We start from the raw sequence: 17,410 nt of genomic DNA, 5'->3' as shown, positions 1-17,410 counted from the left end.
CCTCGAAAGACACCCTTCGTCAGCGCCAACCAGCCTGCTCCCCGGGTTGTTCCAGCACCACCCGACGCGCCAGGCCCAGCGGCAGCGCGCCCGAGCCGGCGATGCGGTCGTGGAACGACTTGAGGCTGCCCAGGCCGCGGGCCAGGAACTCGTCCCGGATGGCCTCGATCTCCATCGCGCCGGTCAGGTAGGACGGCGCCTGCGTCGGCCACGCGCAGTACCGGTCGACCTCGCCCTTGGCCGTGCCCGCGGTCAGCGTGTACCTGGTCGTCATGAACTCCTCGGCCTGCTCCACGGTCATGTCGCCGCAGTGCAGCTCGGTGTCCACGATGATCCGCGCCGCCCGGAACAGCCGGAAGTCCAGGTGGGCCAGCTCGTGCGCCGGGTCGGCGAAGTACCCCTGCTCGCGCATCATGCGCTCCGAGTACAGGCCCCAGCCCTCGGCGAAGTACGGGGTGCGGAACACCTTGCGCGCGGGCCGCGGATTGCCGGCGTGCCAAGAGAAGTGCCAGTGGTGGCCGGGATACGCCTCGTGCACGGCCAGCGTCGGCAGCGAGGCCCGGGAGTTGGTGCGCAGCCGCTGCTCCACCTGCTCGGGTGTGGCGTCGTCCGGCGTGAACGGCACGAAGTGGAAGCCGGTGCGCGACGTGGCCATCGCCGGCGGTGCGCCGTAGAACGGCACCACGAACAGCGGCCGCAGGAAGGATGGCGACGGCACCACCTTGCACTCCTCGCCCTCGGCGAAGGTGACCAGGTCGTGGTCCTTGAGGAACTGCCGGGCCCGTTCCGTCTCCGCGGTCACGTCGGCCAGCAGCTCGTCCATGGACGCCGCGTGGTCGTCCTGGAACGTGCGCACCTTGGCCCGCCAGTCGCCGCCGGCCAGCTCCGTGGCCTCGGCGTCCAGCGCCTGCCAGGCCGCCACGCCCCGGGTCAGCAGCTCGCCCGCGCCGTAGTCGAGCAGCTCGCACTCGGTCAGCAGCGTCGAGTACAGCTTCTCGCCCATCCGCCAGTCGCCGACCGCCCGCTCGGCGAAGTCCGACAGGTACCCCGCCAGCTCGTCGGCGGCGTCCGCCGCGCGAGCGCCGGCCTCGGCGAGCCGGGCCCGGTCGGACTCGTCCTCGACCGCCGACGGCAGCACCTCGGTGAGGAAAGCCCGGGTGGTGCCCAGCTGCCGGAGGGCCCGCCGAACGATCTGCGGCGACGCCTGCTCCACGTCCAGGTTGGCCCGGCACGCCGCGTACACGCCCGGCAGCTCGGCCACCCGGCTCAGCGCCGAGGCCACCAGCTCCGGCTCGGGCCGCAGGCGATGCTGGAACGTCGAGAACAGCGCTTGCAACGGCGTGCCCACGTACACCGCCGGATCACGCCGCCAGGACGGCCAGTCGGCCATCGCCCGCTCGCGGCGCAGATGCGTGAGCACCAGCTCGTGGTCGATCAGGTCGCTGAACTCCGTCGGCGGATCCGCCTCCGTGAACCGGGCCAGCCACTGCGCGTGGTCCCGCTGCCGGGCCAGGAAGCCGGCCTCCGTGTAGTCGCCGAGCGTGCTCTCGTGCTCGGTGAGGCCCAGGTTCGCCGCCAGCATCGGGTTCGCCGGCAGGTACCAGTCGAGGAATGAGGTAACGAGCGTCACTGCGCCCAATCTAGTCGCCCGGCCTGGCCATATGGTGGTCGGATGTCGGAGCAGACCACGATTCCCGGCCGCGCGGTGTCTTCCGCCAAGGCCTTCGTCGCCGCCCACGGCCGCCCCACCCGCGCCGTCGTCGAACGCCTCGGCCGCGCCGGCGCCCGCGTCGTCCTCGTCGGCCACGACGGCGCCCTCGGCGACATCATCGTCCCCGATGTCGCCACCGGCGACGCCCTCGTCGCCGCCACCGACCTCCACGCCGCCGACTGGGACCGCGAAACCACCGCCGCCGCCAAGATCGGCCCCCGCCACCGCCGCCGCATGGCCGCCCCCAAGGTCTGACGGAGCTGTTCGGAAGGGACCATTCCTCCACTCGGAGTGGAGGAATGGTCCCTTCACGTCAGCGTTGGGCCCAGGGGCGGTCCCACTGGTGCAGCGCGGTGAGCAGCGCCGGGGCCAGGGGCTGGTTGTCGACGGGGCTGCCCGCCGGGTGGAAGAAGTGGTCGAGGCCGTCCAGCGTGGCCAGGTGCTCCCCGCGTAGGGACTGCAGGAGCGGGGGAGTGGTGTCGCACGGGACGTTGGCGTCGGCGGTGCCGCAGGTGACGAGGACGCGGGTGCCGGCGGGGACGTGGCGGGCGACGTCGGGGGGATAGATGGCGTCGTCGGCGCGGAGGAAGTCGCCTTGGGCCTGGAGGACCTGGAACAGTGCGGCGATGGACGGCAGCATGCCGGCGGTGCTGACCGGAGTGCCGGTCCGGTAGGCGGAGATCCAGGCGGCGATCAGGCCTTTCTGGACGCCTGCCTGATCGGGCGGCAGGGCGGCGTCGAGCTGGGCGCCGACCTGCATGGCGATCATGTCGAGGATGCGGGCGTCCTGCGGGGCCAGCAGCGCCAGCCCGGCCGGCCGGGGCCACACGGAAGTGTCGACGAGCATGGCGTTCATGCCGCCCTCGCTGTGGCCGACGACGAGCATGGCGAACGGGTTGGTCTCGGGCTGCCGGAGCAGGGTGGCGTACGCGGCGTCGGCCTGGCGGATGAAGACGGTGTAGTCGGCGCCGGCGGGCGGCGGGGTGTGGCTGGGGCCGCTGCCGTACTTGTCGAACCGGAACGTGACGATGCCGTCCTGCCCCAAGGCGTCGGCGAGCAGCGCGAGGGTGTTCGGGTGGATGCTCGCCTGGTTGCCGTTTCGGTCGGTGGGGCCGCTGCCGGGCAGCAGCAGGGCGGCGGCGAGCCGGTCGCCGCGGCGGTGCGCGGGCACGTGGAGCGTGCCGTACGCGGTGACGCCGTCGGACTGGAAGGTGATCTCCCGGTCCACGGCGGCGACGCCGTTGGCGGGTGTGATGGTGGCGGCGACGAGGGCCGCGACTACGAGGCTGTGCATGGTGATTCCCCCCTCAGCGGACGATCAGCGGCAGGAGCAGGCCGAACGCGATGACCACGACCGTGAGGCCGAGGCAGGTGACGAGCGCGACCCGGTTGCCGACGTTGACCGTCCAGCCGAAACCGAAGCGCCGCTGCACGAACCAGGACGGATCGTCGGAATTGCGGTAGATGATGCCGCCGATCCAGTTGCTGTCGTCGTCGCGATGGGTCAGTCCGGTGTGCTCGTCGGGTTCACGCTCGCGGTTGCGCTGCACGATGATGATCACCAGCAGCGCCACGCCGACGACGATGGGCCCGAGCGTCAGCGGCAGCAGCACGCCCACCTGTCCCGAACCGCTCCACATCGACCAGTCGGTGGCGAGCAGGCCGAGGTTGATCAGCGTGGCGAAGACGATGAAACCCTTGCCCAGCCGGGCGATGAACTCCCGGTGCGCCCGCACGGAGGCGGCCGGCCGGGACGGGTCGACGTCGGCGGGGCCGCGGAACACCAGCGCGCCGATCCCGCACAGCACCACCGTCAGCCCGGCCTGGATGAAGACGATCGAGAAGACGCTGCCGATCGACTTCGCCGCGTACCGGTTGGCGTTGCCGGCGGCGTCGAAGTGCACCGGCATCGGATCGGGCAGGTCCGGGTAGCGGATGATGCCGAGCACCGCGCTGACCACGACGACCAGCACCGGCAGCAGCAGCCACAGCCACGGGAACTTCGGCGGGTCGCTGCGCAGCGTCGTGTCCGCTACGAGCCCCTGCCGCACACCCGCGAACCACTGCTGTTGGTCCTTGGCCGCCGTGATCACCCGGTTGGCCCGGAAGTACAGCAGATACCAGACGATGACCTGCGCCAGCAGCGGCGCCGGCACCAGCGCGACTCCCGCCGTGAGGATCAGGCCGACGCCGGCCGCCGCGGTGACCACCCCCGAGAGCAGCAGCGTGGTGCGGAAGCGTTGGATCTCCCGCCGCACCACCGGATCGTCGATGCGGTCGTCGGGCACGCGGACGCCGAAGCGGACCGTTCGGGCCGACAGCGACGGCGTGAGCCAGGCCATGTAGAGCAGCAGAGCCGTCAACACCAGATGCACCGCAACACCGGTCGTGGTCACGATGACTCATCCCCTTGTTCTTGGTCGAATTCCGCGAGCACGGCCCGGCAGGTCGCCAGCACCTCGTCCGCGGGCACCCCCTTGGCCACGGCCTCGGCGAGCAGCGTGCGCGCCCGCCCGGTCCAGTCGGCCACGAACGCCTCGTCCGAGGCGGTGGCGCCTATCACGGCGCCGGTCTTGCGGTTGAGCCGCACGAATCCCTGCTGCCGTAACAGGTCGTACGCCTTGTTCACGGTGTGGAAGTTGATCCCGAAGTCCGCCGCCAGCTGCCGTGTCGACGGCAGCGACTCCCCGTCCGGCAGCGTGCCCGTCGCGATGCCCTCCACGATCCGATCCCGCAGCTGCTGGTAGATCGGCACGTCGCTGGACAGATCGAGACTGATGATCACGGGACCTCCCTCCTTGGTGAGCTGTTGTAGTAGTTATAGAACAAAGCAACGCTGCCGGCAAGGGCTCGGGAAAAACCTGCGAATCGGTCCCCGCGCGATGTCGAGAATCGCCGCGCGCATCCGACGTGTCAGTGAAACCGCAGCGGGGAAGGGGTAGCCATGACGACGTCACCGGCCGAGAAGCAGCTGGTCAGGGTGCACAACATGTGCGTGTCGCTGGACGGGTTCGCCACCGGCGAGGGCCAGACGATGGAGGCGCCGTTCGGGCACGCCGGGCAGCGGCTGCACGAGTGGTTCTTCGACACGGCGATGGCCCGCGACATGATGGGACGCGGCCCGGGCGGCAGTCGGGGTGTGGACAACGCCCTGACCGAGACCGGATTCCGTGGGGTCGGCGCGGAGATCATGGGCCGCAACAAGTTCTCGCCGCACCGCGGGCCGTGGGAGGACGAGTCGTGGCGTGGCTGGTGGGGCGAGGAGCCGCCGTTCCACACCCCGGTCTACGTGATGACGCATTACCCGCGGCCGTCGCTGGAGATGGACGGCGGCACGATGTTCCACTTCCGCGCCGGCACGCCGCAGGAGGTGCTCGCGGAGGCCAAGGAGGCCGCCGGCGGCCTGGACGTCCGTATCGGCGGCGGACCGACCGTGGTGCGGGACTTCCTGGCCGCCGACCTGGTCGACCTGCTGCACGTGGTGATCGTGCCGATCGTGCTCGGCCGCGGCGTCGGGCTGTGGGACGGGCTGGAAGGGGTCGAGGGGCGTTTCGACGTGGAGACGGTCGCCTCGCCGGCCGGGGGCTCGCACGTGATCTTCAGCCGGAGGACGTCGTGACCACCACGTCCTCGCCGCGCACCCGCAGCCCGCGGGTGGCGCTGGCGCTGCTCGCGCTGCCGTCTCTGCTGATCGCGATCGACATCAGCGTGATGGCCGTCGCGCTGCCCCGGATGGCCGCCGACCTGAATCCGACGCCGACCGAATTGCTGTGGATGAACGACATCTACGGCTTCATGGTCGGCGGCACCATGGTCACGATGGGCACGGTCGGCGACCGGATCGGCCGCCGGCGGCTGATCGTCGTCTGCGCGGCGGTGTTCGCGCTGGCCTCGGCGGTCGCGGCCATTGCCGTCGCGCCGTGGATGATCATCGCGACCCGGGCCGTGATGGGCGTCGCCGGCGCCGCGATCATGCCGGCCTCGATGGCGTTGCTGGGGCGGATCTACCCCGATCCGAAGGACTCGTTGTCGGCGATGGGCGCGTACATGACGTGCTTCCTGACCGGGATGGCGGTGGCCCCGCTGGTCGGCGGTGTGCTGGTCGAGCACTGGGGCTGGGGCTCGGTGTTCCTGATGGGTGTGCCGGTGATGGTGCTGACCGTCGTGGCCGCGCCCTGGGTGCTGCCGGAGTTCCGCGCGCCCGATCCCGGCCGGCTCGACCTTCGGAGCGCCGCGCTGTGCCTGGCGTCGATCCTGCTGGTCGTCTACGCGCTCAAAGCACTGGTCAACACCGGTTTCACCGGGCCGGCCGTCGTCGCGGCGGCCGTGGGCGTCGCGCTCGGGGTCGTGTTCGTGCGTCGCCAGCACCGGTTGGAGCATCCGCTGGTCGACCTCTGGCTGCTGCGCCGGCCCGGCGTGGCCAGGACGATGTGGGTGCTGCTGCTGACCGCCCTGGTGATGGGCGGGACGTCCCTGTTCGTGACGTTCTACCTCCAGTCGGTGCGTGGGCTGTCGCCGCTGGTCGCCGCGCTGTGGCTGCTGCCGCAGATGGCCAGCATGATCGTCGCGTCCAACCTCGGTCCCTGGCTCGGCCGACGGCTGCCGCCGGCCCGGATCACCGCGGTGTGCATGGCCCTGATGGCCACCGGCTTCGCGTTGTTCGCCCTGGTCCCGGCCGGTCCCGCCGGCCTGGTCGTGCTGGTCGGCGGCACCGTCCTCACGACCGGCGGCATCGGCGCGGCCTTCCCGTTCCTCATGAACGACGTCATCGGCCACGCGCCCCCGGAGCGGGCCGGCTCCGCCGCCTCGTTCACCCAGACCGCCAACGAGCTCGGCATCGCCCTCGGCCTGGTCGTGCTGGGCACCATTGGCACCGTGGCCTACCGGCACCAGCTCGCCTCGACCGTCGGCCACGCCGACGGCTCCTGGGTCGACGGTCTCAAACAGGCCACCGACCAGCACGATCCCGCCCTGCTGGCCCAGGTCCGCGACGCCTTCACCACGGGATTCCACGCCGCCGGGGCCGTGAGTTTCGTGGTCATGCTGGTCGTCCTGGGGCTCACCGTCCGCCCGCGAGCGGAACGCACGTAGAAGATCGGATAGACGCTCGCCGCCTGCACCCCGACCGACTTCCTCCGGCGTCGGCCGTCGATCCTCACGACCAGCGCCCCGAAAACCGGTTGTCGGAGGTCGGCGGGCGCTGCTAGCTTGTCGCCGGCCGTGCGAGAGACCGAGGAGGTGGTACCCGTGAACGTAACGACATGGGTGCTCCCCCACGGGGTCACGGTCGGGCGATAGGTCGTCGTCCGGGAGCGCCGTTCGAGGCACTCCGGAAAGGCACGACCATGCGATTCACTTCTGAGCAACGGCTTGACGACGGCGTGCTCGAGCGCGAATTCACGCTGGGGGAGATCCCCGGCATCCTGTGGACGGCGGCAGGCGAGGGGTCGGCGCCGCTGCTGTTGCTGGGGCACCCGGGCGGACTGGGCCGGATGTACCCGAGGCTGGCAGCCCGGGCCAGGGGCGCGGTGGCGGAGGGCTACGCGGTGGCGGCCATCGAGCTGCCGGGCAGCGGAGAGCGGCCCCGGCTCGAAGTGGTGGACGCGGCCCGGGCGGACCTGCGCCGGGCGCTGGAGGCTGGCGAGCCGGTGGGCGACGACGTCGTCGACCGGCTGATCCTTCCGTTGGTGGACAAGGCGGTGCCGGAATGGCAGGCCACCATGGACGCCCTGCTTGAGCTGCCGGAGATCGGCGGCCCGGTGGGACTGGCGGGTGGGGTGATCGGCATCGGCGTCCGGCTGGCGCTGGTGGAGCCGCGGATCAAGGCGGCGCTGCTGTTCGCGGGGAGCTATGTGCCCAGCGGCATCCTCGAAGAGGCGCGGCGGGTCACAATTCCGCTGCACGTCATGGTGCAGTGGGACGACGAGGGAAACGACCGGCAGCAGGCCCTGGATCTGTTCGACGCGTTCGGATCCAAGGAGAAGACGCTGCACGCCAATATGGGCGGCCACACGGGCATTCCGGAGTTCGAGGGAGAAGCGGCGAACCGGTTCCTCGCCCGGCACCTGAAGTGACGACCGGGGCGGCGCCGGCGAGGGCCGGCGCCGCCCCGGCGCCCCGTCGATGACGGCACAGAAACCGTGATAACGCAGCGATAGGCGCCCCGGCTACCGGCGGCCGGCATGCGCAAACTCGCTCTGCTTCTGGTGTTTCCCCTGCTGCTGGCCATGGGCGCGACCGCGAACGCGGCGACCGGCGCGGTGGACTTCACCGGCGGCACCCACTACGAGCTCAGCAGCACCTGGTACCCGATCATCTACATCGTCGCGGTCAAACTGGGCTGAAGATCGTTGCCCTTGGCGGACAACGAACGCTGTCATCCCCGTAGATGTCGTGCCCGTTCCCGATGCGGGGGAGCGGGCACGACACACTGGGGCGATGAAGGAGATCGCAGCGGCGCTGGGTGCCGAGATCGTCGGATCACGCGTGTTGGCCGGCGGGTTCTCCCACCAGACATCGTTGCTCACGTTGACCAGCGGACCTGTGGTCGTCCGGGTCGGCGGCGCCGATCACGAGATCGAGGCGGCGGTGATGGCTGCCGCCCGTGGCCACGTCCCGGTGCCCGAGGTGCTGAAGGTCATCCCGGGATCGGCCATGGTGCTGGAGTACGTGGCCGGAACGCCGCTGAGCGAGGTGCTCGACGGCGGTTTCGAGCTCGGGGCCGAGGTCGGGCGGGTGGCGGCGGCGGTGGGCGCGGTGACCTTCGACCGCCCGGGGTTCTTCGCCGATGCGAGTCTGGCCGTCGCGCCGCAAAGCCCGTGGTCGCAACAGCTTCCCGAGTTCGCCGAGGCCTGCATGGCCAAGACTGCCCGCCTGGACGTCTCCGTCCGCAAGGCCTGGGCCGAGCTCTGCGCGCTGCACGCCCCGGCCCTGGCCGCGATCGACGAGCAGGCCCACCTCGTCCACGCCGACCTGAACCCCAAGAACATCCTGGTCAGCCGAGTCGACGGGCGCTGGCGGGTGGATGCCTTGCTGGACTGGGAGTTCAGCTTCGCCGGCTGCCCCTATGGCGACGCCGCCAACATGCTGCGCTTCGCCGCCGACTACCCCGAGGACTTCGTCGACGGCTTCCGCACCGCCTTCGCCGAGCACCTGCCGGCCGAGCAGGACTGGCTGTATCTCGGGCAGGTCCTGGACATGTTCGCCCTCAGCGATCTGGTCACCCGCCCCGCCGGCAACCCCGTCGCCGACCGGGCGGCGCACGAGATCCGCCGCTGGGTCACCCGCTGAGGCCGGCTTCGCCCACCGACTGCCGGATGGTCGTCGAACAGGTGGACCGCGCGGATGTCGTCGGGTGTCGTGTCGTCGTACCGGAAGGCGAGCACCGCACGATATCCAGCATTCATCAAGGAGATCGGCGGGTTGGCACAAAGGTCGTCATTGGACGAATGAGTGGCCCGGCGGGAGGCTGAGCCGGACGAGCCGAGGAGGCGACCGATGCGCGAGACCGCCAAGGTGCTGTGGACCTTCGCGATGTCCCTGGACGGCTTCGTGGCCGGGCCGAACCACGAGATGGACTGGATGACCGGGTTCACCGTCGGGCCGGGCGTGATCGACGGCTACATCGCGGGCACGGGCGCGGTCCTCGGCGGCCGGGCCGGCTGGGACGCGACCGTGGGCAAGCACCGCCCGTGGGGCGGGGCGTGGGAGGGGCCGATCTTCGTGCTCACCCACCACCCCGAGGACGCCACGCCCGCCGGCGACGTCACCTTCCTCGACTGCGACCCGGCCGAGGCGGTGCGCATCGCCCTGGACGCGGCCGGCGGCAAGGACATCATGGTGTTCTCGCCCGACATCGGGGCCCAGCTCCTGGAGCTCGGCCTGATCGACGAGATCGACATCCACGTGGTGCCGGTGCTGCTCGGCGACGGGGTCCGGCTCTACCGCAGGCCCGGGGGCCCGCCGATTCGCCTGCACCGCCTCGACCACGACGACCCGACGGCGGCGGCCCGCGTCCGCTACCGTCCGGCAACCGCCGAGTGATCACCGCCCGCGACGGGCGCCTGGGTGGGTCATCGGGCCCTGGCCGTCGAAGGTCGCCTTGACCCGGGCCCGCGCCTGCCCGTTGATCCGCCCACTCCTTCGGCTGGTCCGCGAGCGCGCTCGCTGTGCGTAAGGTGCCAGACAAGGGATGGTAGGAGGGGGATCGGTGCCGCAGCTGAGCCAGAAGATCGTCGTGCCCGTGGTCTACATCGCGGCGGTGTTCATGTCGATCCTGGACGGCACGGTGGTGAACGTGGCGCTGCCGGCGATCGCCCGGCGCTTCGACGTGCAGCCGGAGCAGGGCCACGCGGTGGTCATCGGCTATCTGCTGAGCCTGGCGGTGTTCATGCCGGCCTCGGGCTGGCTGGCCGAGCGCTACGGCGTGAAGAGGGTGTTCCTCACGGCGCTGGCGCTGTTCGTGGCGGCGTCCGGCCTGTGCGGCCTGGCCCAGAGCCTGCCGGAGCTGGTGCTGTTCCGGGTGGTGCAGGGCGCGGGCGGCGGCCTGCTGGTGCCGGTGGGCATGACCATGGTGCTGCGCACGTTCCCGCCGATCGAGCGGCCACGGGCGACCCGGCTGATGAACCTGGTCACGATCATCGCCCCGGCCTCGGGCCCGGTGCTGGGCGGCCTGCTCACGGTCCGGCTGTCCTGGCGGTACGTGTTCCTGGTGAATATCCCGATCGGCGTGCTGGCGTTCCTGTTCGGGGTGCTGTTCCTGGTCCGTACGGCCGACACCGCCCCGAGGCGCTTCGACGTTCGCGGCTTCCTGTTGTCGGGCTTCGGGTTCGCGGCGGCGATGTACGCGCTGAGCGAGGGCCCGGACCGGGGGTGGACCGAGCCGGACGTGATCGTGAGCGGCCTGTTGGGCGTGGCGCTGCTGGTCACGATGGTGCGCGTGGAGCTGCGGGCCGAGGGGCCGCTGCTGAACCTCCGACTGCTGCACAACCGCCCGTTTCGCACGCATGGCGGCGTGACGGTCCTGAACTCGGCGGCGTTCCTCGGCCTGCTCTACCTGATGCCCCTGTTCCTGCAGACGGTCCGCGGCTTCGACCCGCTGGAATCGGGTCTGACGACCTTTCCCGAGGCGCTGGGCGTGGTGCTGTGCATGCAGTTGGTGGCCCGGATCTATCCCCGGGTCGGCCCGCGCCGGCTCCAGCTTCCGGGCCTGCTCGGGCTGGCGGTGGTCGTCGGCTGCATGGGGCTGATCGGCGTCGACACGCCGCGTTGGCAGATCATCGTGTTGATGTTCCTGGCCGGCGTGAGCGTGGGTTTTGTCTTCCTGCCGACGCAGACCGCCGCGTTCGCCACCATCCGGGGCGAGGAGCTGGGCCAGGCCTCGGCGTTGTACAACGTGGGCCGGCAGCTCGGCGCCGCCGGCGGTGTGGCCGGCTTGAGCACCGTCGTCGCCGCGTTCGGTTCGGGCGGGGACGGTCTGATCGCCTATCGCGCCGCGTTCTTCACCGCCGCCGCCCTCGCCCTGCTCGCCGCCGCCGTCGCGATCACCACCCGGGACGCCGACGCGGCCCCGACCATGAAACCCCGTGAGCGTGTCGCCGACCGCGGTTAGCTTTCACCTCATACACTGGGGCTTCAGTGTCGATTGAAGTTGATCGGTGAGGCTCCCGGGCCGCCGACGGGCCTGATCGGCACTGGTCGAGGTGTCGGACCGGATCAGGGGTGGGTGGCGTGGCGACGCAGAGCCAGCTGTCGGTGTGGATCGAGCGCATGGCGGCGCACTTCGTGCCGGAGGGGATCCCGCTGATCGGCGGGCGCATCCTGGCCTACCTGCTGGTCTGCGACCCGGTGGAGCGCACCGCCGCCGAGCTGTCGGAGGAGCTGGAGGCCAGCAGCGGCTCGATCAGCACGAACGTGCGTCTGCTGATCAACCTGGGCGTGGTCACCAAGACCACCCGCCGCGGCCGGCAGGCGGCGGAGTACAAGCTCAACGAGCAGGGCTGGAACGACATGATCGACCGCCGGCTGCGCGCCCTGGCGGGCACGCGAGAGCTGACGGCGGCGGGGCTGCGGCTGCTCAGTGGCGATCCGCAGCGGGCGCAGCGGCTGCGCAACATCGACGAGATGTACGGCTGGCTGGCCGACGAGCTGCCGGCCGTCTGGATGCGCCGGCCGGCCCCGCCACGAAACTGAAACATTGGCGCACACAAAACTTTGGCGTTACCAAAAATTCTGGGCTAGGCTGGGGACATGGCCGGGCTCAGGGAGCGCAAGAAGGCGCTGACGCGTCAGCACATCGTCGACACCGCGGCGCGGTTGTTCGGCGAGCACGGGTACGACCAGGTGTCGGTCGTGGACGTCGCGCGGGCGGCGGAGGTGTCGGACCAGACGGTCTACAACTACTTCCCGGCCAAGCAGGACCTCGTGCTCGATCGGGCCGAGGAGTTCAGCGAGCGCTACCCCCGCATGGTCCGCGAGCGGCCCGACGGCACCAGCCCGGCCGGCGCCCTGCGTGAGATCGCCGAGGCGGACCTGGAACGACATCGCCGGGTCACGCCGGAGCAGACGCGCGGTGAGCTGCCGGCGATCTGCGCCAGCAGCCCCACGATCCGCCGCTACGTGCTCGAAATGCGCGACAACCACGCCGAGACCGTGGCCGAGGCGATCACCGAGACGTGTCCCGATGTGCATCCCGCGGTCGCGAGGGTGCACGCGGCGGCGATCATGAAGGCCCTCCAGCTGATGACCGACCGCATCGGCCAGGGCGTGCTCGCCGGGACGCCGCACGACGTCGTGGTCGACGAGCTGACGCCGGTGGTCGAGGCGATGTTCGACGACCTCGACCGGCACTTCTGAGCCCAGCGAACCCCAGCACCGCGCCCGTGAGTCGGCGCGCGATCAACCATGCCCGGAAACGGAGACAGCCCATGCACGTCACGATCATCGGCGCCGGACTCGGCGGCCTCACCCTGGCCCGCGTCCTGCACGTCAACGGCATCCCGGCCACCGTCTACGAGGCGGAGCCGTCGCCCACGGCCCGCGCCCAGGGCGGCATGCTCGACATCCACGACTACAACGGCCAGATCGCGGTCGAGGCCGCCGGTCTGATGACCGAGTTCCGCGCCCACGTCCTCGAAGGCCGCCAAGCGATGCGGGTCCTGCGCCCCGACGGCGCCGTCCTCCTGGAGCAGGGCGACGACGGCACGGGCGGACGCCCCGAGATCCTGCGCGCCGACCTGCGGCAGATCCTGCTCGACTCGCTGCCCGAGGGCACGGTCCGCTGGGGCCGCAAGGTCGAGAGCGCCCGCGCCAACGAGGTGACCTTCGCCGACGGCAGCACGGTCGTCACGGATGTGCTGGTCGGCGCGGACGGCACCTGGTCACGGATCCGGCCGCTGGTCTCCGCCGCGACGCCCGAGTACGCGGGCACGGCCTTCGTCGAGACCTACCTCTACAACGCCGACACCGAGCACCCCGCTGCCGCGAAGGCGGTCGGTGGCGGATCGATGATGGCGCCCCAGGACGGCACGGAGATCCACGCACACCGCGAGAGCGGCGACACCCTGCACACCTACGTGGTCCTCAGGCGGACCCTGGAATGGTTCGAGGCCATCGACTTCACCGATGCCGCCGCGACCAAGGCCCGCGTCGTCGAGGAATTCGCCGGCTGGGCCCCGGAACTCACCGCGTTGATCACCGAAGCCGACACGCCGCCGGTGCTGCGACCGCACTATGTGCTGCCGGTCGGGCACAGCTGGGATCGGGTGCCGGGGGTGACGCTGGTCGGTGACGCCGCCCACGTCATGCCGCCGAACGGCGAAGGCGCGAACCTGGCCATGCTCGACGGCGCCGAACTCGGTCTGGCCCTGGCCGCTCACCCCGACGACGTCGACGCCGCGCTGGCCGAGTACGAGGCGACGATGTTCGCCCGCAGCGCCGAGCACGCGGCCGAAACCGCGGCCAGCAAGGACATGACGCTGGAGGACATGCTGAAGTTCTTCACCCAGGGCGAGAAGAGCTAGCGGGCGGCCAGCTCCGGCTCCTCCGTGACGGCCGGCTCCGAGGTCACAGCGACGGGAGCCGGGCCACGGTCGCGGCTGGCCACCCACAGCGAGGCGGCGGCGATCAGCACCAGCGTCACGCCGAACACGTGCACCAGCACCAGGATGTCGGGCACGCCGGTCCAGTACTGCACCAGGCCGACCAGCGCCTGGGCCAGCACCACACCGACCAGCGTCCAGTAGCGGCGCCACTGCACGGCCGTGGCGTCCTTGATCCGCATGCCGAAGCCCAGCGCGAACAGCGAGCCGATCAGCAGGAACACCAGGTCGGCGTGGATCTGGGCCAGGGTCGACACGGGAATGTCGAGGCGAGGGGTGCGGATGTCGCCGGCGTGCGGGCCGGCGGCGGTCACCAGCGTGCCGGCGATGAGGATCACGCCGACGGCGATGGCCTGCCCCAGCTGAAGGCCCAGCAGCGGGCGGGGGAGCAGCGGCCGGACCGGCTCGTCGCCCTCGCCGACGGCGCGGAACAGCAGCACTGCCAACCAGATCAGCGGCATCGAGGCCAGGAAGTGCGGGGCGACGCTCCACCACTGGAGTCCGGTGAGGACGGTGATGCCGCCGATCACGGCCTGCGCCACCACACCCAGCGGCATCATCAGCGCCAGCACGATCACCCGACGCCGCCTCGGGTTGGCGAACAGCGCCATCAGCACGCACAGCGCCGACACCACGCCGAGCCCGCCGCCGAGCAGCCGGTTGCCGAACTCGATCCACTGGTGTGCCTGGCCGCCGACCGGGTCGGTGACGGGCACCAGGCTGCCCGGCTGGCACTGCGGCCACGTGGTGCAGCCCAGCCCGGACTCGGTGACCCGCACCACGGCGCCGGTGACGGCGAGGCCGGCCTGTCCGACAACCGCGGCCCCGGCGATGACGCGCTGCACGGCGCGGCTGGGGGACGGGACGCGGGACAGCAGCGAGGGGGTTGACACGAGTCGATGGTAGGACCGGCCTTCGGGGTGCCCGGCACCGGCCCGTTTGTCCGAACGTAGGGGTCGGGTCATCGGACCGAGGGTTTTCCCGCGTTGGCTGTCCGGAATCGCGTGGTTACGTTCAGGTAGCGCCCACCCGGCGCTCTCTACCCCCACACCCTGCGTGGAGGTCCTGTGAAACTCCTGTCCCTGCTGGCCGCCGCCGCGATGGCGGCCACGGCGCTGGCCACCGCCGGCGTCGCATCGGCGCAAACGACCGTCACCACGGTCCACTCCTGCGCGGCCACGCCGGCCCCCGGCTACGCCGCCTGCACGGCGCTGCGTCGCACCGACGCCGGCGCCCGGTCGTTCGGGCCGGCCGTGTCGGGCCTGACCCCGGCCAACCTCCAGTCGGCCTACAAGCTGTCGGCCGGCGGCGCGGGCAAGACGGTCGCGATCGTCGACGCCCAGGACGACCCGAACGCCGAGAAGGACCTGGCCACCTACCGGTCGAACTTCGGCCTGCCGGCCTGCACGACGGCCAACGGCTGCTTCAAGAAGGTCAACCAGACCGGCGGCACCAGCTACCCGACCGGCGACACCGGCTGGAGCGAGGAGATCTCGCTCGACCTGGACATGGTCTCGGCGGTCTGCCCCAGCTGTCACATCCTGTTGGTGGAAGCCACTTCCGCGTCCTACGCCAACCTGGGCACGGCCGTGAACGAGGCGGTCAAGCTGGGCGCCACCGCGGTGTCCAACAGCTACGGCGGCGGCGAGTCCTCGGCCGAGACCAGCTATGACACCTACTACAACCACCCGGGTGTGGCGATCACGGTCAGCTCCGGCGACTCCGGCTACGGCGTGGAGTACCCGGCGGCCTCGCGCTACGTCACAGCTGTCGGCGGCACGCACCTCACGGCCGGCGGAGGCACCCGCGGCTGGACCGAGACCGCGTGGAGCGGTGCGGGTTCGGGCTGCTCGGCCTACGAGCCCAAGCCGACGTGGCAGAAGGACACCAGCTGCTCGCGTCGCACGGTCGCCGACGTGTCCGCGGTGGCCGACCCGGCCACTGGTGTCGCCGTCTACGACAGCTACGGCGAGTCGGGCTGGTTGGTCTTCGGCGGCACGAGTGTCGCGTCGCCGATCGTCGCCTCGGTCTACGCGCTGTCCGGCAACGTCAGCGGCGTGCCAGCCTCGCTGGCGTACTCGCACACCGGTTCGCTGTTCGACGTGACGAGCGGCTCCAACGGCAGTTGCGGCGGCACGTACCTGTGCACCGCCAAGGCCGGCTATGACGGGCCCACCGGCCTCGGTACGCCGAACGGAACAGGGGCCTTCTGACGGACGACGCCGGGCGGGCGCACCCGCCCGGCGTTTTGCCCGTTTCGGAGCCAGGGTCCCGCATTCTGGCTATTGGCCCACGGTGACCGACTGCCTACCGTCGGGGAGCTTTGTCCCGCACTCCCTGTGGAGGTACCGGTGACCAAGATCCCCCTGAGAATCCTCGCTGTCGTCACGCTGTGGGCCGGCGCGATGGCATTAGGCGGAGCAACGGCCGTCGCCCAGACCCAATCGGCTCCGACGATCACGACCGTCCGTTCCTGCGCCGAGCGGCCCGCACCGGGCTTTGCGGCGTGCAAGGCATTGCTGCGCACCGACTCCGCGGCCCGCTCGTTCTCCCCGCTGGCGCCGTCGGGTCTGTCCCCGGCCAACCTGCGCTCGGCGTACAAGCTGCCCTCGTCCGGCGGTGGCGGCCTGACGGTGGCGATCGTGGACGCCTACGACGACCCCAAGGCGGAGTCCGACCTGGCGACCTACCGGTCCACGTTCGGCATTCCGGCCTGCACCACGGCCAACGGCTGCTTCAAGAAGGTCAACCAGAACGGCGCGGCGAGCCCGCTGCCGGCCGGCAACACCGGCTGGGCCGAGGAGATCTCGCTGGACCTGGACATGGTCTCGGCGGTCTGCCCGCAGTGCCACATCCTGTTGGTGGAGGCCAGTTCCGCCTCCATCGCGGCCCTGGGCGCCTCGGTCAACACGGCCGTGCGGCTCGGGGCGATCGCCGTGTCGAACAGCTACGGCGGCGCGGAGTTCTCGACCGAGACCTCGGCCGACACGTACTACAACCACCCCGGTGTCGCGGTGACGGTGAGCTCCGGTGACTCCGGCTACGGCGTGGAGTACCCGGCGGCCAGTCGTTACGTCACGGCGGTCGGCGGCACCCACCTGACGACGAGCTCCACGGCGCGCGGCTGGGCCGAAACGGCCTGGAGCGGCGCGGGTTCCGGCTGCTCCCGGTACGAGGGCAAGCCGACCTGGCAGCACGACACCGGCTGCACCCGGCGCACCGTCGCCGACGTCTCCGCAGTGGCCGACCCGGCGACCGGCGTGGCCGTCTACGACACCTACGGCGTCGGCGGCTGGCTCGTGTTCGGCGGCACCAGCGTCTCGGCGCCGATCATCGCCGGCGTCTACGCGCTGGCCGGCCGCCCGGCGGCCGGCAGTGTGCCGGCGTCGCTGGCCTACTCGCACACGGGCTCGCTGTTCGACGTGACCAGCGGCTCCAACGGCAGTTGCGGCGGCAGCTACCTGTGCACCGCCAAGGCCGGCTACGACGGCCCGACCGGCCTGGGCACCCCGAACGGCCTCGGCGCGTTCTGACCCACCCAGATGCAGGGAAGGACGCCTTACCCTCGTTCAACGCGGGTAAGGCGTCCTTCCCTGCGAAA

At 71.1% G+C, this 17,410-nt stretch carries 18 protein-coding genes; 13 read left to right on the top strand and 5 right to left on the bottom strand.

The features are described 5' to 3' along the window. Positions 1–19 precede the first annotated feature (19 nt). Positions 20–1,630: a DUF885 domain-containing protein gene (locus AB0M73_RS44995; protein ID WP_363905559.1), complete on the bottom strand. Its 1,611-nt coding sequence runs from the start codon at positions 1,628–1,630 to the stop codon at positions 20–22. A gap of 42 nt (positions 1,631–1,672) precedes the next feature. Between AB0M73_RS44995 and AB0M73_RS44990 the strand changes: the two genes are divergently transcribed. Continuing rightward, positions 1,673–1,966: a hypothetical protein gene (locus tag AB0M73_RS44990; RefSeq protein WP_363905556.1), complete on the top strand. Its 294-nt coding sequence runs from the start codon at positions 1,673–1,675 to the stop codon at positions 1,964–1,966. Positions 1,967–2,024: 58 nt separating this feature from the next. Here the strand turns inward: AB0M73_RS44990 and AB0M73_RS44985 are convergent, their stop codons facing one another. Genes AB0M73_RS44985 through AB0M73_RS44975 form a run of 3 tightly spaced genes read right to left on the bottom strand, consistent with a single transcriptional unit; the run spans position 2,025 to position 4,496 of the window. Beyond that, positions 2,025–3,005, bottom strand: coding sequence for an alpha/beta hydrolase (locus tag AB0M73_RS44985; RefSeq protein ID WP_363905553.1), 981 nt, complete (start codon positions 3,003–3,005; stop codon positions 2,025–2,027). 13 nt (positions 3,006–3,018) lie between these two features. Further along, positions 3,019–4,107 carry a DUF1648 domain-containing protein gene (locus AB0M73_RS44980; RefSeq protein WP_363905550.1) on the bottom strand — a complete coding sequence of 363 codons (1,089 nt, stop codon included), beginning with the start codon at positions 4,105–4,107 and terminating at the stop codon, positions 3,019–3,021. Continuing rightward, entirely contained in the window at positions 4,104–4,496 is a 393-nt protein-coding gene (locus AB0M73_RS44975) for a GntR family transcriptional regulator (RefSeq protein WP_043715696.1), read from the bottom strand. The genes AB0M73_RS44980 and AB0M73_RS44975 overlap by 4 nt, the downstream gene beginning before the upstream one ends. Positions 4,497–4,655: 159 nt before the next feature. On the opposite strand from AB0M73_RS44975, the gene AB0M73_RS44970 reads away from it, so the two are divergent. From AB0M73_RS44970 to AB0M73_RS44925, 10 genes are all read left to right on the top strand, one after another. After that, on the top strand, positions 4,656–5,330 hold the full coding sequence (locus AB0M73_RS44970; protein ID WP_363905545.1) for a dihydrofolate reductase family protein: 675 nt from the start codon (positions 4,656–4,658) through the stop codon (positions 5,328–5,330). Next, the gene (locus AB0M73_RS44965) at positions 5,327–6,802 is read left to right on the top strand and encodes an MFS transporter (RefSeq protein WP_363905542.1); all 1,476 of its coding nucleotides are present in this window, start codon (positions 5,327–5,329) and stop codon (positions 6,800–6,802) included. Before AB0M73_RS44970 ends, AB0M73_RS44965 begins: the two co-directional genes overlap by 4 nt. Before the next feature lie 254 nt (positions 6,803–7,056). Beyond that, complete coding sequence (locus tag AB0M73_RS44960) at positions 7,057–7,785, top strand: alpha/beta hydrolase (protein ID WP_363905539.1); 729 nt, start codon at positions 7,057–7,059, stop codon at positions 7,783–7,785. Positions 7,786–7,893: 108 nt separating this feature from the next. Continuing rightward, positions 7,894–8,055: a hypothetical protein gene (locus AB0M73_RS44955; RefSeq protein WP_363905536.1), complete on the top strand. Its 162-nt coding sequence runs from the start codon at positions 7,894–7,896 to the stop codon at positions 8,053–8,055. Between the two features lie 94 nt (positions 8,056–8,149). Further along, positions 8,150–9,001 carry a phosphotransferase gene (locus AB0M73_RS44950; protein WP_363905533.1) on the top strand — a complete coding sequence of 284 codons (852 nt, stop codon included), beginning with the start codon at positions 8,150–8,152 and terminating at the stop codon, positions 8,999–9,001. A 207-nt stretch (positions 9,002–9,208) separates the two neighbouring features. Next, complete coding sequence (locus AB0M73_RS44945; protein ID WP_363905530.1) at positions 9,209–9,754, top strand: dihydrofolate reductase family protein; 546 nt, start codon at positions 9,209–9,211, stop codon at positions 9,752–9,754. Between the two features lie 166 nt (positions 9,755–9,920). After that, positions 9,921–11,321 (top strand): MDR family MFS transporter, encoded by a 1,401-nt coding sequence (locus AB0M73_RS44940; RefSeq protein ID WP_363905527.1) that lies wholly within the window; start codon positions 9,921–9,923, stop codon positions 11,319–11,321. A 119-nt stretch (positions 11,322–11,440) separates the two neighbouring features. Next, positions 11,441–11,902, top strand: coding sequence for a MarR family transcriptional regulator (locus tag AB0M73_RS44935; protein ID WP_043728520.1), 462 nt, complete (start codon positions 11,441–11,443; stop codon positions 11,900–11,902). Between the two features lie 57 nt (positions 11,903–11,959). After that, positions 11,960–12,565 (top strand): TetR/AcrR family transcriptional regulator, encoded by a 606-nt coding sequence (locus AB0M73_RS44930; protein ID WP_363905524.1) that lies wholly within the window; start codon positions 11,960–11,962, stop codon positions 12,563–12,565. A 71-nt stretch (positions 12,566–12,636) separates the two neighbouring features. Further along, positions 12,637–13,731 (top strand): NAD(P)/FAD-dependent oxidoreductase, encoded by a 1,095-nt coding sequence (locus AB0M73_RS44925; protein WP_363905521.1) that lies wholly within the window; start codon positions 12,637–12,639, stop codon positions 13,729–13,731. Here AB0M73_RS44925 and AB0M73_RS44920 read toward each other — a convergent pair. Beyond that, positions 13,728–14,702, bottom strand: a complete 975-nt coding sequence (locus AB0M73_RS44920) for a COX15/CtaA family protein (protein WP_363905518.1) — start codon at positions 14,700–14,702, stop codon at positions 13,728–13,730. The genes AB0M73_RS44925 and AB0M73_RS44920 overlap by 4 nt on opposite strands. 174 nt (positions 14,703–14,876) lie before the next feature. Between AB0M73_RS44920 and AB0M73_RS44915 the strand changes: the two genes are divergently transcribed. Together AB0M73_RS44915 and AB0M73_RS44910 are read left to right on the top strand one after the other, a co-directional pair. After that, positions 14,877–16,022: a S53 family peptidase gene (locus tag AB0M73_RS44915; protein ID WP_363905515.1), complete on the top strand. Its 1,146-nt coding sequence runs from the start codon at positions 14,877–14,879 to the stop codon at positions 16,020–16,022. A 138-nt stretch (positions 16,023–16,160) separates the two neighbouring features. Beyond that, complete coding sequence (locus tag AB0M73_RS44910; RefSeq protein WP_363905512.1) at positions 16,161–17,342, top strand: S53 family peptidase; 1,182 nt, start codon at positions 16,161–16,163, stop codon at positions 17,340–17,342. The last annotated feature ends 68 nt before the right edge of the window (positions 17,343–17,410 follow it).

The organism is Kutzneria sp. NPDC051319 (genome assembly GCF_040682195.1).
Lineage (GTDB): Bacteria > Actinomycetota > Actinomycetes > Mycobacteriales > Pseudonocardiaceae > Kutzneria.
This window is presented reverse-complemented; position numbering and strand designations above follow the sequence as displayed.